Annotated in this window: 10 protein-coding genes; 6 read left to right on the top strand and 4 right to left on the bottom strand. The window is 44.1% G+C overall.

The genetic code is table 11. The features are described 5' to 3' along the window. The first annotated feature begins 89 nt into the window (after positions 1 to 89). Together VFDL14_RS06105 and VFDL14_RS06110 are read left to right on the top strand one after the other, a co-directional pair. Entirely contained in the window at positions 90 to 1088 is a 999-nt protein-coding gene (locus VFDL14_RS06105) for a hypothetical protein (RefSeq protein ID WP_032552444.1), read from the top strand. Between the two features lie 217 nt (positions 1089 to 1305). Continuing rightward, positions 1306 to 3015, top strand: coding sequence for a calcium-binding protein (locus tag VFDL14_RS06110; RefSeq protein ID WP_084181899.1), 1710 nt, complete (start codon positions 1306 to 1308; stop codon positions 3013 to 3015). A 222-nt stretch (positions 3016 to 3237) separates the two neighbouring features. On the opposite strand, the gene VFDL14_RS06115 is transcribed toward VFDL14_RS06110, so the two are convergent. From VFDL14_RS06115 to VFDL14_RS06130, 4 genes are all read right to left on the bottom strand, one after another. After that, positions 3238 to 3999 carry a hypothetical protein gene (locus tag VFDL14_RS06115; protein ID WP_032552443.1) on the bottom strand — a complete coding sequence of 254 codons (762 nt, stop codon included), beginning with the start codon at positions 3997 to 3999 and terminating at the stop codon, positions 3238 to 3240. Between the two features lie 264 nt (positions 4000 to 4263). Then, positions 4264 to 5577 (bottom strand): HlyD family type I secretion periplasmic adaptor subunit, encoded by a 1314-nt coding sequence (locus VFDL14_RS0123375; protein WP_032552441.1) that lies wholly within the window; start codon positions 5575 to 5577, stop codon positions 4264 to 4266. An 8-nt stretch (positions 5578 to 5585) separates the two neighbouring features. Then, positions 5586 to 7283: a type I secretion system permease/ATPase gene (locus VFDL14_RS06125; RefSeq protein ID WP_032552440.1), complete on the bottom strand. Its 1698-nt coding sequence runs from the start codon at positions 7281 to 7283 to the stop codon at positions 5586 to 5588. Between the two features lie 190 nt (positions 7284 to 7473). Further along, positions 7474 to 8109 (bottom strand): hypothetical protein, encoded by a 636-nt coding sequence (locus VFDL14_RS06130; RefSeq protein WP_032552439.1) that lies wholly within the window; start codon positions 8107 to 8109, stop codon positions 7474 to 7476. Between the two features lie 262 nt (positions 8110 to 8371). Here VFDL14_RS06130 and VFDL14_RS0123370 point away from each other — a divergent pair, with 262 nt between their 5' ends. The 4 genes from VFDL14_RS0123370 to VFDL14_RS06145 all read left to right on the top strand — a co-directional run bounded on the left by VFDL14_RS0123370 (position 8372) and on the right by VFDL14_RS06145 (position 14669). Further along, entirely contained in the window at positions 8372 to 9724 is a 1353-nt protein-coding gene (locus tag VFDL14_RS0123370) for a DUF3131 domain-containing protein (protein ID WP_235201748.1), read from the top strand. 116 nt (positions 9725 to 9840) lie between these two features. Further along, the gene (locus VFDL14_RS06135; protein WP_032552438.1) at positions 9841 to 13131 is read left to right on the top strand and encodes a response regulator; all 3291 of its coding nucleotides are present in this window, start codon (positions 9841 to 9843) and stop codon (positions 13129 to 13131) included. Between the two features lie 9 nt (positions 13132 to 13140). Then, positions 13141 to 13617, top strand: coding sequence for a hypothetical protein (locus VFDL14_RS06140; RefSeq protein WP_032552437.1), 477 nt, complete (start codon positions 13141 to 13143; stop codon positions 13615 to 13617). A 2-nt stretch (positions 13618 to 13619) separates the two neighbouring features. After that, on the top strand, positions 13620 to 14669 hold the full coding sequence (locus tag VFDL14_RS06145) for a porin (RefSeq protein WP_032552436.1): 1050 nt from the start codon (positions 13620 to 13622) through the stop codon (positions 14667 to 14669). Positions 14670 to 14672 lie beyond the last annotated feature (3 nt).

The following is a 14672-nucleotide window of genomic DNA, read 5'->3' as shown; positions in this document are numbered from 1 at the left end:
TGCTTTGCAAATTGTTTCTTATGGTTTTGTTATACTTAAGTTAACGTTGTGCGGTATTTAACACAATCACAAGGAGTGAATTGTTAGAAATGACAGTAATGATTCAGCGCAGATTACTTATCGGTATTGTTCTATTGTCGAATAGTGCATGGGCAGACAGTTTTCTGGCAAACACCGCTCCTCATGCTCCCCCTCCTCAAGAGAATACGACGTTATCAAGTGTCGGTAATCAACCCTCTGCACCAAAAGTACCTACAGATGACGAAATAGATGAAATTTGGAAGGGAGTATCAAGCTCATTCGCCTTTCCTTTTCAGAACTGGGAAGACAGAGAATTATTTGATGGTTTGAGTGGCAATGTCGGTTATCACCAACCTTTGGCTGAAACCGAATCAGCCAACATTCCAGCAGGCAGTACTCAAGGGCCAACCAACCTCAATAAAACCCTAACCCTTTCGCTAAAATACACAATTGCTGGCGCTTGGTTTGTGTCCGGTACGGTTTATCACTATCTAGATAGCGATCAACAACAGGCGTGGAATCCAGATTTCACCTACGTGTTTGGTTACAGTGATTGGCGTCCTTATACATTAAGTTTGGTCTATGCGAACTACGGCGGGAACAGATTTAATCCCGATCCTGGACAAAATCGAACGGAGTTTAAGCAAGGAACTTGGTCGCTTGGTTGGAAATTTCCTATCAAGTCGCCTTTCGTCGATCTATTCAGATTTACTGACGACGGAGCCATAGGTTGTCAAATTGACTATAACTTCACACCTGAGTATTTCAATCTTGCGACAACCGAATACAAAAACAACCACCAAACCTTGAGCCTAGGTTGTAAATACTCGATTTGGGGTAACTGGTATGTCAATGGCACCGCGTTTTACTATTTTGACAAACAGCAACAACAGCCTTGGAACCCCGATTACACCTACGGTTTCGGTTATTTTGACTGGCGACCAGGCACCATCACTTTGCAATATAACAATTATTCTGGGAATCGCTGGAACTCTTCTGACAGAGGTGAAGGTACCGGTCGTTTCAAAGATGGTTCAATCACCCTCGCATACAGTTTTGCATTCTAAGTCTTTTCGACCATTAGTTGTTGATTTCATTCATTTTGAGAATCTTTGTGGCAAACATCTTCAAGCCGTCTAATCTTAAGTTACACCTCAAAATATGCAACCGGCACCATAAATGCAATTAGCAATATGAGATTCAAATAAACACGCTAATTACTAGACCAGATTGTTTGAACCGTAACGTCAGAAAATATCACCTAATACGGCTAGGAAAAGGCTCATGGAAGGAACAAAACACGACGATCTTATTGTTGGTACAGAGCAAGATGACGCGGTCAACAGCCGTGCTGGTAACGATACCCTATCTGGTGGTTTGGGCGATGATAAACTCATTGCAGAAGGCGGCAGTAATACTCTATCAGGTGGCGAAGGCGATGATACCTTACTTGGTGGTTCGGGCGCGGATACCCTGTTGGGTGGTCAAGGCAACGACTATATTGAAGATACCTCAGACAACAACATCGTCGATGGTGGTGATGGTGATGACAATATCCAACTGACTGGCGCGAGCAACACGGTTACTGGCGGTGCAGGTGCTGATGTTATCAGCTCTACGGGCGGTGGAGTAAATGACATTTCCGGTGATGACGGCAACGACACGATTACTGTGACTGGCAGCGTAAACACGATTGCTGGTGGCGACGGAGACGACACAATTACCGCCAGTGGCGGCACCAACAACATCACAGGCGGTGAAGGACACGATAATATCACTGCAAGTGGCGAAACCAGCACCATCGCAGGTGGTGAAGGTAACGATACCATCAGAGTGAACTCTGGCAACAGCACTGTATCTGGTGATGACGGTAACGATTCGATCACGACTGATAGCGGCTCAGACACCCTTTACGGTGGTACTGGTGCCGATACCCTATCCTCCGGTGCAGGCAACGATAGCTTATTCGGTGGTGCTGATAGCGATAAACTATACGCTGGCGATGGAGACGATACCCTCGAAGGTGGCGAAGGCAACGACATCATGTATGGTCAGAGTGACCAAGATACTCTGGATGGCGGAACAGGTAACGACTACCTATCTGGTGGCTCTGGTGATGACACACTCGTGGGTGGTGAAGGCAACGATACTCTAAGAGGTGATTCAGGCGAAGATACACTGTGGGGCGGTTCTGGAGACGATAACCTAGGTGGTGGTGGCTCTGCCGATACACTGTTTGGTGAAGAAGGCGACGACACACTATCAGGTAATGGAGGCAACGATATGTTATATGGTGCAAGCGGTGACGATAAACTTTCTGGCGGCTCTGGCGACGACTATGTGTCAGGCGGTGGAGGCAACGATACTCTGAGCGGCAATAATAATGCTGATACCCTAGATGGCGGCGAAGGCGACGATAAACTGTCGGGTGATTCTGGCAATGACACCCTATTCGGCCAAGTCGGTAACGACATCTTAGATGGTGGTGAAGGTATCGATCAGCTTTACGGTGGTGCGGGTAATGACCAACTGATCTTTGACTCTACTGAAGTTGAGTCTGGTGAAGCGGGTGTAGTCCACTTTAGCGGTGGTTCAGACTTCGATGTCCTGGTTGTGGGTGGTGACAATCAAAGCCAAATGATCGATATGACGCACAATACATTCCAAGAGATTGAGGGTGTGAAGATCAGCTCAAGTGACACTGAACTCGCGCTTGCTCTCGATAAGATTGCAGCCAATAACACTGCAGGTGATACCGCTGGTCAGTTCGTATGTACCGGTGCAAGCAGTATCGACGTTTCCGGTTGGGGCTGGCAACTTACTGAGAGTCACCTAGAGATGAGCGACACTCTTCAAGATATCTATCGTGAAAGCAACATCGACACTGGCTCGCTATACGGCTACCGCTTTGAAAGTGAAGCTGGACAAGAAGTGGTTATCTGGAGTGACTTGAATAGCGGTGACATCAACTTCCCAGATTCAGAAGACGTATAACACTCTTCGTTAACCTAACTCACCAACAAGCGGCTCATTATGAGCCGCTTTCTATTTTAAGATTACTAAGCCAAAACCATTAATCTACTTCCCTAGCCGGTTGGCTCCTAATCCATTTCTTAACCAATCCCTTTCGGCTTCTTCGAAAACAAAAAAATGGACTCATACGAGTCCATTTTTAAAGCTACATTATTCCCAGATATCTAACAGAACTGATTTCAATTACCCCTCAATACACAACTCTCGGGTTTTGCGGGTTATTTGAGCGTCATTTGAAATCACAAAAAAATAGTATTCTGAGTTTAGGTCATTTTGTTGAATGTAAGTTCGCATATGGTTAAGCATGCTTTTCGCTTCTCCATAACGTTCTAAGTATTTAGGATCGCACTTATTAACTAAGTCTAAGTCCACACGCAGATTAGAGAAGTTAGTCATAATTTCATCGACACGTTTCTCAGTCTCTGCCCTTTGGGCTTGTGTTGAGTACTCGCCTTCTAATTCCGTTCTTTGAGCCGCTAGGGCTTTTTGATTCTGTTGCTCAAGTGCAACCTTCTCTTTAGCTAATTGCTCATTCATCGCAAGCTTGGCGCTCTTAACGGAGTCTTTCTCTGAGAGGTATCGAGAGCGGTATATACGAGCCGACTTATTCGCCTTAGCTAATGCGATATTTGAGGCTGCTAGTTTCTCAGCTAGCTCGTCTATTTCTTGTGACATTTCCACCAGCTTAAGATCTGCTGCCGCGACCTGTTTTTCATACGTCTCATCATCCATTTGCTTAACGTATGTCATTGAAGCCATTTGATCCGTTAGCTCTGCAATAACCTCATTCAGAGCTTCTATATCCGCCTCTTTTTCCGAGACTTTTTCGGCTATCAAGGTATCGATTCGCGATTCAATACTGGCGTTCTTATATCCAAAGTAGCCTGCTGCTGCGGTCGACGTTATAGCTACAGCAGTCATCAACACAATAGTTCCTTTACTCACAGTAGCCTCCTTAAATCACTTGTTTGTAACACTTTTGTTCGCACTTCGGACAGATATAAGATTGACGGTCAATCCGTTGCGAACAGTGTGGGCAGATTCCCTGTTTTCGGTCACTGCTCATCAATAACAAAATAAGACCAATCGGACCCAATACATAGCCTAAGAGTACACCGGCAACTAGGTTGTTCTTTTTGAAACCAACGTACGTGCTCATCGCAAAGAAACACAAATAGAACCCTAACCAAAACACCATTGACTCGCCCATTACGCCTCCCTCATGGCTTTAGCCATACCACTGGTTAGTGGGCCTATCAGGTAATCCCAAAGCGTACGTTCTTCGACCAGAATCAGCACCTCCGTCAACATTCCCGGGTACAGCTCAATTTGGTTTTCAGCTTGTAATGATTGAAGGTCATCACGATCAAACCGGATTTTCACCAAATAACCTTGGTCTTTTTCATCCGCGTCACCGCCTTTGACCGCTCGGTCAGCAGATACATGAATCACCTCTCCCAGTACTGGCGGTACTTGCCTTGCGCTATATGCCGTTAACCGGATCCTTGCATCCTGTCCTGAGCGGACAATATCAATATCTCTAGGAGGCACAATTGCCTCAACAATCAACTCATCGCTGTCTGGTACAATCTCCATCAGCACCTGTCCCGGACGTACCACACCACCAACACTGGAAATGTTTAATCCAACAACTCGTCCTTTAAATTCGCTACGAATCTGGATACGTGAACGTACATCTTCCAAGGTATTCATCACTTGTTTAACGTCCCGTACCTCATCGTTAACGGATTTTAGCTGCTGAGCATAATCGCGTTTTAAATCTAATAGCTGACTTTTGTAGCTTTGTTCTAAGGTTTCAAGTTCTCGCTTGGTCACGTCGATAGTGACGTTAATCTCCGCTAGCTCGCCTTCAATTCGAGCTAGATGACGTCGAAGCTCTAACATACGAGTTTTAGAAACGTACCCTTTAGCAACTAAGCCTTTCGTCATATCAATCTCTTGTTTGATCAAATCACGCTGTGAAGCCACTGCTTTTTTCTGAAACTGGCTACCCTGAATCTTTTCTTTATAAAGAGTCGATTTTTGGTTGTATAAAGAGTCAATCAACTGCTTTCGCAATAACCCTTGTTCGAACTGCACTCGCTCACTATTCACGATAGGCATAATAATCAACGAATCTTGTTGTTCACTCACCAAAGCATCGGGCCATTTCGGCTCGTCCGACTCATTCAGAAGTGCTTCAAGACGTGCCTTTTGCGCCACCAATGAGAAATTGCGGTAAAGGTAACGTTTATAATCGGATTCGGATTTAGTATCAGAGAGCTCAAGCAACACTTGACCGACCTCAACATGCTGGCCGTCCTTCACCAGCACCTCTTTCACCCAGCCACCTTGTAAATGCTGAATCTGCTTTCTTTTACTCTCAACAACCAAGTTACCGTGCGCTACAGACGCAGAGCTCAAAGACATGGTCATGGACCAAAACAGAAATCCTCCGACGGTAACCAGTAGGATTGCAGAGCCAGCAATAATCAATTTGCGTGTACTGAATTCGCGTTCCATAAATGCTCCTATCCTCTACGCTGCTCTTTTACTTGGTTGGTGTTGATAGTGTCGCCATCTCTCAACCCCAAGAACTGCTCACACGTTCCCGCTTTCTCAACGCGTCCTTCTTTGAGGCTGATTACCCAATCCATTTGACGTAGGAAACCCGGACGATGAGAAATCATCACCACTGTTATGCTGTTCTCTTTGCAGTGTTGAAGAACAATAGCGAGCGCCGTTTCGCCCTCAGGATCAAGGTTCGAATTAGGCTCATCTAGAACCAGAACTTTTGGGGTCGAATAGATTGCACGGGCAAGACCAATACGTTGCTTCTGACCACCAGATAGCAGAATCCCTCCCTCGCCAATATAGGTGTCATACCCATCAGGCAGTGCCATGATTAACTCATGTATACATGCGAGTTTTGCTGCAGAGACGACGTCTTCATCATTGCAGTCAGAGAATCGCGAGATATTCTGCTTCACCGTTCCGGCAAGCAGTCCGACGTGCTGAGGAAGATACCCTATATACTGACCAAACTGATTTTGATCCCATTTTTCAACAGTCGCACCATCAATTTTAATTTCACCAACGCTTGCTTTATGAATACCCATTAACAGGCTCGCCAGTGATGATTTACCTGAGCCAGAATTGCCCATAACCGCAAGTGCATGTCCCGCTCCTAGCTTAAAGTTGATCCCCTGTAACGTCGGTGATTTTGCCCCTGGGAACTTTAGCGAGACATTATTAAATTGAATCTCTCCTCGTGGTTGAGGTAGCAGAGTTTTAACCGATGGATTGGTAAGAGAGGCGCATTTTTTCAGGCGACTCCATGATTGATAAGCGCTGTACCAAGACTTCCAGCCGCTGACTGCACTTTCAAACGGGCTCAACACGCGGCCTATTAAGATTGAGCTAGCAATAACAGCACCCAACCCTATTTGTTGTTGTAATGCCAAATAGACACCAAGCGTTAACACCACAACTTGTAATAGGGTTCTGAAATAACGACTCACAGCCAGCAATAAGCCAACTCGCGCGTTAACCAGCCATTGCAAGCTTAGTACCTTATGATTTTTCTCTTCCCATACTTTACCGATGTTTTGGCTCATGCCCATGGCTTTGAGAGTTGGTGCATTTCGTAAAAAGTCGTTGAGCTCCATTGCGACTTTCCCCGTCTCTTCTTGCGCCACCCCACTTACCTTACGCCCACCTAACATCATCACAACAGTAAGCAGAGAAAAAACCACCGCACCTGTCAAAGCGACAATACCAATGTATGGATGAAGGAAAAACAGCAGTAGCAAGAACAGCGGAGTGAAAGGGAGATCAAGAATTGAAGAAGTAGAAGGAGACGCTAGAAAGTTACGTAGCGTGCTCAAATCATGCAACGGCTGCTTATCTATACTGTTTGTTTGAGAAGAAGTGGAGATACTCAGATCCAACAGTTGACCACTCAATTGAGTGTCAAGCTTGAGCGCAGACCGCTGCATTAGCAAAGTCCGGATATATTCGAGTGCGGATTGAGAAGTGACCAAAAACAGAGTTATGCCAAGCAAAGCGAACAAGGTTTCGATACTTGCACTGCTCATCACTCTATCGAACAGTTGCAAACTGTAGACTGGTACTGCCAACACCAGAAGATTAATGCCCATGCTAAAGCCAACGGCAGCCCAAGCCTCTCTTTTCACACTATGAAAAGGGCTCAGTTTCAAATCATCCATATCAAGCCAGCTCACTTAGTTGCATATTATTATGAAGTGAGTATAGACAAAAATTGATTTATTTCAGGAGAAGGATAGATTAATTTGTGATTATCTCTTTGTAATTCCTCGATAACTTGCAATAGAGCACAACTTACAAGATTTCATGAAGTTAGTGATAACCCCATGTTTAAAATTCAATATCACGTTACTAAACCAGATTAAACTGCTCACTGATTTCATAACCAGTCGCGACTTCTCGATGGCTCTCTTTAATGATCCAGTTAATCGGGTTCCTTACCCAAGGCTGTGGGTCTTTGGCCGGAAATCCATCATTCACTCTCAATGCGACCACTTCAAAACCAAGCGATTCACAAGTTTCGATACAACGCTGTGCGTGCCAAGACTGCGCGATCACCGTGATCTTCGCGAGACCAATATCGTTCAATGCAGCTCTCGCAACATCCGTTGTGGTTTGATAAGCGTTGTTTTCAATACTCACATGAGGCGTTGCTTTTAAATGAGCAGCGACCTCTTGCTGTACGTAACAAGGAGCGAGTGGATTTTCTTGGTGGAATCTTTCCACCTCTTTTGCAAGGAGTTGATTGACGTCGTCGCTATCACCAAATGAAAAAGCAATAACACCGTTAGAATTCGATACATCACCACAATTCAATCGCTTGAGTACATTGGAAGACAAGTAATCTGCAATTCTCTTTTTTGCGGGTTCTTCAATTTGATAACGAGAACTTGAGTAATGGTAGTCAGCAGAAAAATTATTGTGAGAAGCTTGCTGCTCTGGGACAACAACGCCTATTTCGCGGAGGAAATCGTAAAATTTGAACATAACAATCTTATTCCTAACTAAATCAAAATCCATCTAGCCAGTTCTGTCCGTTGTTATGCCTCAAGCTTAACAGCTAATCCCGATCAACAACAAGCTAATTGTTCAAATTATCACCAACTTCTATTCTCACATTTTTTGGAATTTAAACTCTGTTAAACAATAAGTTGTATTATCATTATGTTAGACAAACATTATGAGTCAGATTGCATTGTCACGATTTCTTCATAGACATACCCAATATAAGACGCTGTTTTTGAGTCTTATGGCCTTTTTTAACTCTTTCGCTAGCTATGGCGATGAAGAGGTTAGCTTTTATGGGCAACGAGGTGTAAGAGGTGAAAGTGTTGAATCTGCTACTGCGCCTAAAACACAATACTATCGAAGAGTGATTGCACCGCCGATTGTTGAAGATGCAAAAGAGAACAATGTAACGGATACCATCCAAGAAGAAGTGCATGTCGGTCATCCTCAATCAACCATTGTCAAAAACGACGCTCCAATAGCACTAAGTCGAAATGAACGTTTGCTCGCTAAAAAGGCGGAGCATTACATCCAACGTAACTTCCATAAAGAGACAGGATTGTGGAATTCCGTCCAAGGTTATAGCCATACGACGATGTGGGATGTAGCGAGTGGTATTGCTGCGACCCTCGCCTTAGAAGCATTAGGCATGAAAGAGACTGAGCAAGTGCATTACGAACTTGAGAAAACACTGGCTACTTTAAGCTCATTCCCGCTCTACAAAGGCAGTTTACCAAACCGAGAATACAGCACTAAAACCGGGCTGCCCTCAGGCCGTTTGAGTGATAGCGAAAGTAACGGCAACGGTTGGTCCGCATTAGATATAGGTCGGCTTCTCATTTGGCTGAAGATTCTAGAACAGCAACACCCAGAACTCTCTCCAAGCGTAAAGGAAATCGTCACACGATGGGATCTTAGTCGAGCAGTACACAACGGCACACTCTTTGGGGCGAAACTCTATAAAAATCGCGAGTACTACCGTCAAGAAGGAAGAAATGGCTATCTTCAGTACGCGGCTGAAGGTTTCAAAATGTATGGCTATGAGTTGCCCTTTCCAGACCTAGATAACTACTTAGAAACGATCGAGATTCAAGGTGTCGATATTCAGATTGACTCGCGTAACGTCCCTTTCCTAACCAGTGATCCTTATGTCCTTGCGAGTATTGAGTATCAAAGTGACCCGAGTTGGAGTCAATTAGTGCCCTTTTATGAGCTACACAAGCAAAAATGGGAAGAGACCGGAATCATCAGCGCGTACGCTGAAGACGCAATGAGCAAAAACCCTTGGTTTGCTTATAACAATATCTACTATTACGGAAAGGCTTGGACAAGCGTTAGTCCTTCAGGAAAAACCATTGAAAATCCGCAAGTTCTTAGCAACAAAGTTGGATTTGGTTTCAGTGTCTTGTTTGATGATGAGTTTAGCGATTTGTTGTACCAAGAGGTACTAGGTAGCAGTCTAAAGTTTCGCAGTATACCAGCAGGTAAGTACTCAAATGGCGGGATAAATTCCTCTTTAAACATCAACACTAACTCCCTCATTTTGGTAGGGCTTTGGTACAAGTCAAAAGGTCGTACTCCAATCCTAAATTAATACCTCCATCAAATAGTTACCTGTTCCACACTTCATTCAAAATTCATCAAATAAAATTTCCAATTTGGGCAGTTTGTCCTACTGTTTGTATATGCGTGTAGTTGGACGGAACCTATATGTCTACAAAAACAATATGGAATAATTTGTCAGTCAAACACAAACTCTTCGGCTTAGTACTACTTCCTATCTCCTTGCTGTTGTTTCTCGCAGGTAGACAAGCACTATTCTTAACTGAGCAGTTACATGACTTTGAGAGGACAAATAAGTTAGCGGTCTATTTACAAGACATATCAATACTTTATAGGAGCACGCTTGCTCCAGACCCAACCAGTTTTGTTGCTCAAAGTGCTCAAGCAAAAGAGGAGTTAAAAGCCCTCTCTCCGGTCATATTTCGTGAACAATCAAATGAGGTAAACCAGCTGCTTTCTGACTTTAGCGAAGCAACATTGTCAACTATGGAAGCAACCGATAGCTTCGATAAATTAGACGCCATCGAATGGCAAAGTGACCTCTACAAGCAACTCCTGTTATCCATCGAACGTGTACCCTTTGAAGTCACCAAACGCGAAATTCAACAACACTTAAACGCTCTTCAACAGTTGGAGTGGCTCTCGTTTTGGTCCAACGAAGAATTTAAGTTGAGCGCTTCACTGCTGGACATTTTCCAAAACCAACAGGAGTACGACCCAGAGTTAGCAGAACAGATTAAAACACTCGGTGAAAGACAACTGTTGTTTTTGGAGCGTTTTATCACTCTCAATGCTAATGAAAACCAAGTTGCTCAGATGGTCGAAGTGTTTCGTAATGAGGTGTTCATTCAAAGCCAAGAAATCAGAAGTGCCCTATTCAGTGCAGAGTCCATAAACCAACTTTCATCGGACGAGATCAAAACTGGTTTAGCTGCTATGAGTGCTAGGTTGAATCTTCTTCAAGAGTTGTCAAACGTCATTAAACAAGAGTTCCAAAGCGAAGTGGAACTCGCGATCAGTAATGCAGAGACGCAAAGAACACTGTTTATTAGTCTGGTTACTCTGCTCGCAGCTGTAGTCATGGGGCTCACGTTCAGCTTAGCGCGTCAAGTGACGAATAATTTGGGATTAATCTTAAAATTCCTTAAAAGTGAAGACGGGCGTCAACGTCCATCACTATCTAAGTTGGTTCAAGGTAAAGATGAATTGAGCCTCTTCGCCCAGCAAGTTGAAAGGTTAACCATTGAGAGGGAGCACGCAAAAGAGCGCCTGACGTTAGCAAAAGAAGATGCGGAGAGAGCAAAAGACGATGCGATTCAGGCAAGTAAAGCAAAGAGCAGCTTTTTGGCTAATATGTCTCACGAAATCCGAACGCCACTTAATGGAGTTATTGGTATTTCGGAGATTTTATCCGATACCCAACTTACACCAACGCAGCGAGACTATGTTGATACTATCGATACATCGTCGCACCTACTGTTAAGTCTCATCAATGACATTCTCGACTTCTCGAAAATTGAGTCGGGGATGCTGCTAATAAGCCCTCATTCTGCCTCAATCCGTGAATCGATTTATGATATTGCCTCAATTGTCGCGCCAAAGGCTAAAGAGCAGAAGATAGCGCTTAACGTCAACATCAGCCCGAATACCCCAAGTCGTGTCATGATTGATGATCACCGTTTAAGACAAGTGCTCATGAACTTCATGTCTAACGCTGTGAAATTTACCACTGAAGGTGCGGTGACTCTATCGATTGATACTTTAGGCGACATTAACTCTGTAAATCAGAGCACTCCTAACGCAGAAGAAAGTCATGCTCATAGCGTTAAGGTTCGTTTCTCTGTGCAAGATACAGGTATCGGTATCGATGAGAAGCAGCAGAAACAGATATTTGAACCATTTGCTCAAGAAGATGATTCCACTACCCGCCAGTTCGGTGGTACGGGGCTCGGTCTAGCGATCAGTACTCAATTAGTGGAATTAATGGGCGGGAAAATCCAATTAGATTCAGTGAAAGGAAAAGGAAGTTGCTTCTACTTTGACCTTGAGTTGCCGATTGATGTAGATGCAACCAAACCGAGCACAGCCACTTCAAACATTATTTTAGTAAGCAACAACCAGCACCTAGCACAGCGCATCGAGCAAGATTTAGAGTTTTATTCAATCACGCTATCTAAAGCTTCAAACTCAGCGAGCGAGCTCCCTGCTCTATTGGAGTCTATCGATAAAGCTAAACCAACTACCGTTATCTTCGCAGAAGACGAACAGCTACAAGCCAGTGATCATACGTCGCTCTTAGATGATGTAAGTGGACAAGGTGTGAAGATTTGTCTAATTCGTTCCTTCCTGAGTGAACCAGTTGATCTAGGCTCAAGTATCACAGCTCAAGTATCACAACCGCTACTTGGTTTGAGGTTCATAAAAGCACTTGAGCATTGTGATAGCCAAGGACAAGCTGAGCGCGCTGAGAACAAAACTTTAAAACAGTGTGCGTCACAGGTGATCTTGATTGTTGAAGACAACAAGATAAATCAAAAGATCGCCGGTTTACACGTTGGCAAAAGTGGCTACACCTTCGAGTTTGCCAATAACGGGCAAGAAGCGGTTGATATGTACACCGTGAACCCGCATTACGCCGCTATTTTAATGGACTGCATGATGCCGGTTATGGATGGCTTTGAGGCAACCGCCCATATACGCAGAATCGAACAAGAGATTAACTCTCCACGCCGCATACCTATCATCGCACTCACCGCCAGTGTTATTGATGATGACATCCAAAGATGTTTCGACGTCGGTATGGACGATTACATTCCTAAGCCGTTCAAATTTGAAATGTTAAAGGAGAAAGTAATTTCAGCGATCGATACAAGTGCTCCTATCCCACTAACTCAACAACTCCAATCTGAAGTAAATATTGCGATGGTAACACCAATCAATAGTGTCAAAGAATCGGAGAAAAAAGATTCTGAGCAAGCAGCGGTTCAAACTTCCGCACCAATCGCTTCAACACCGCAGCCAACGTTTACACCAAAAGAAGAGGTAGAAAACATTGTCGCCAAATCAGAAAGAATTCTGTTAGTTGAAGATAATCGTGTAAATCAAAAAGTAGCGTCGGTGATGCTTAAAAAGGGCGGCTACGCTTTCGAGATCGCAGACAATGGGCAAATAGCGGTCGACATGTACCGTAAAGACAACAGTTACGACGTCATTTTGATGGATTGCATGATGCCAGTAAAAGATGGTTTCACCGCAACTCGAGAAATCCGAGAACATGAACAAAGTTTCGGTCTCAATAAAACGCCAATCATCGCACTGACCGCAAGTGTCATCGATGACGATATCCAAAAGTGTTACGACTCAGGTATGGATGGCTATGTAGCCAAACCAGTTCGAAAGGATAAATTGTTCCACCAGATTGAAAGTGCTACGAGCTAGGAGAGCCCAATGAACTGGAGAAATACACTAATTCAATTACAACGCCAAGCCGTGAAACCTGCGGCTCTTGGGTTCTTTGGTTGTCTCCTAATGATTAACCCCGCTCATGCAGTTGGCGAATACGCTATCTTTTCTCTCGACTCCGAGTTTCAAGAGATAACAATTAATAAGGCAAGAAAGCTATACAGAGGCAAAACTAAGCGCTTAAACGGTAAGCGAGTTGAGCTATCTGATTGGCCTGCCAACACCAGTGAAAGACAGGATTTCTATCAACTTCTACTAGGAAAAAATACCGCACAGATGAATGCACATTGGGCCAGTCTCTCGTTCTCGGGGAAAGCTAGACATCCGAAAGAGATTAAAGCCCCAAACCCAGAGAATCTGATTAACTGGTTAAACGACAAACCTAACCGTATCGGCTACGCACCATTAGATTCTATCCCTCAAGATGCCAATGTGCTCTATGTAATTAGCGCGGAGAAATAACGATGAAAAGAATTGTAACGTCAGTATTAGGTTGTGCTCTCGCCTCTCCTGCTTTTGCAGTCATAGAGCTAACAGACAGCTTATCTTTAAGCGGCTTTGGCTCAACATCATGGGCAAGGTCAGATAACGAGACGCTTTTAATGATCAATCGCGGCTTTAAAGACGAGAACTGCTACGACTGTGACACCACATTTGGTCTACAACTCGACTACTACCTCAGCGCGTTGAGAGCATCGGTTCAAGTAGTAAAAAGACCTCAGGACGATTGGAATGACCCAGCATTAGAATGGGCTTATATCGGCTACGAATACAACAACTTTGATTTCAGTGTTGGTCGCCTTCGCCTACCTCTCTTTCTTGCATCAGAATACTATTATGTCGGCCAGGCATACATGACAGCAAGACCACCCACGGAAGTCTATAATAGTATTCTCGGTATCACTGCCTTTAATGGTGCGAAGGTATCTTGGAACCATGAGCTAACCGATGAAGCCAGTCTACAGTTAACACCTTTTTTCGGCATTAGAGATGAAAACGAAGTTGAGTTTGACAGTACAACCGATATTAAATTTACGACAAATCGGATGTTTGGTATCAATATGGTGATTAGCGGCGATAACTACCGCTGGAATGCCGCATTCCTAGACTCAAACTTCGATCAGAAACTGACTATTGATGGAATAGGCCCTCTACCAACAACTGAAAATCAACACATTCAGATGTGGTCACTGGGAACAGAATACGAATTTGGTAGTGCAGTCGTTGCAGCCGAAGCACAAACCAATGACTTTTCGTCGTCATTCTATACCAGTTTTGGCTACCACTTAGGCTTGTTTACTCCTTATGCGGTCTATGGTGCACAGTTTAATGACCATGAACACTTGTCTGGAAATAGCTATACCTTAGGCGTGGACTACGATGTGCTACCAAACGTATCACTAAACGGTGAAGTACAATATTTTGAGGCACGCAGAGGTACCGGAGCCTTTATCGATAGTCCAACTGACGATAATGCGATGCTCTACACCATCATGCTTAATTTTGTTTTCTAGAAT

Source organism: Vibrio fortis (assembly GCF_000695685.1).
Taxonomy (GTDB): domain Bacteria; phylum Pseudomonadota; class Gammaproteobacteria; order Enterobacterales; family Vibrionaceae; genus Vibrio; species Vibrio fortis_A.
The sequence above is the reverse complement of the archived record's forward strand: the minus strand, read 5'-3'. Positions and strand labels throughout refer to the sequence as shown.

Coding starts and splice junctions, on each gene's coding strand:
- VFDL14_RS06130 (WP_032552439.1), bottom strand. CDS start 8,109: ATGTTCAAATTTTACGATTTCCTCCGCGAAATAGGCGTTGTTGTCCCA.
- VFDL14_RS06110 (WP_084181899.1), top strand. CDS start 1,306: ATGGAAGGAACAAAACACGACGATCTTATTGTTGGTACAGAGCAAGAT.
- VFDL14_RS06145 (WP_032552436.1), top strand. CDS start 13,620: ATGAAAAGAATTGTAACGTCAGTATTAGGTTGTGCTCTCGCCTCTCCT.
- VFDL14_RS06125 (WP_032552440.1), bottom strand. CDS start 7,283: ATGGATGATTTGAAACTGAGCCCTTTTCATAGTGTGAAAAGAGAGGCT.
- VFDL14_RS06105 (WP_032552444.1), top strand. CDS start 90: ATGACAGTAATGATTCAGCGCAGATTACTTATCGGTATTGTTCTATTG.
- VFDL14_RS0123375 (WP_032552441.1), bottom strand. CDS start 5,577: ATGGAACGCGAATTCAGTACACGCAAATTGATTATTGCTGGCTCTGCA.
- VFDL14_RS06140 (WP_032552437.1), top strand. CDS start 13,141: ATGAACTGGAGAAATACACTAATTCAATTACAACGCCAAGCCGTGAAA.
- VFDL14_RS06135 (WP_032552438.1), top strand. CDS start 9,841: ATGTCTACAAAAACAATATGGAATAATTTGTCAGTCAAACACAAACTC.
- VFDL14_RS0123370 (WP_235201748.1), top strand. CDS start 8,372: ATGGCCTTTTTTAACTCTTTCGCTAGCTATGGCGATGAAGAGGTTAGC.